The 393-nt window shown below is 66.7% G+C and carries 1 pseudogene; it reads left to right on the top strand.

Features of this window, described 5'->3' with window-relative positions:
• A pseudogene (locus I6F36_RS39320) lies at window positions 1–393 on the top strand (MFS transporter); the annotation flags it as partial.

Here is a 393-nt window from a genome sequence, read left to right as displayed (position 1 = left end):
CCTGGCATCTGTATCTGAGCATCGGCGTTCTCGTCGGCGCCGGCAGTGTCTGCCTCGGCTATTCCGGTCAATCGTTTTTCCTGCCGAACTGGTTTATCCGCCGCCGCGGTCTGGCGATCGTGATCGCCTTCGCCGGCGTCGGCATCGGCTCGGTCACTCTGCTGCCGTGGGCGCAGCACATGATCGAGCAGACCGGCTGGCGCACCGCCTGCACCGCGATCGGCATCCTGGTGCTGGTCGTGCTCGCGCCGATCAATCTGCTGCTGCGCAAGCGCCCTGAAGATATCGGCCTGCTGCCGGACGGCGATGCCGCTCCGACCGCCGCCTCGGCAAAGCCGGTGTCGAACATCGTCGATCCGGTCTGGGCCGGCACCGACTGGACGCTGTCTCTGG

It is taken from the genome of Bradyrhizobium sp. BRP19, from assembly GCF_020194195.1.
GTDB lineage: Bacteria > Pseudomonadota > Alphaproteobacteria > Rhizobiales > Xanthobacteraceae > Bradyrhizobium > Bradyrhizobium yuanmingense.
Note: the sequence above shows the minus strand (reverse complement) of the source record. Positions and strands in the feature narration are given on the sequence as shown.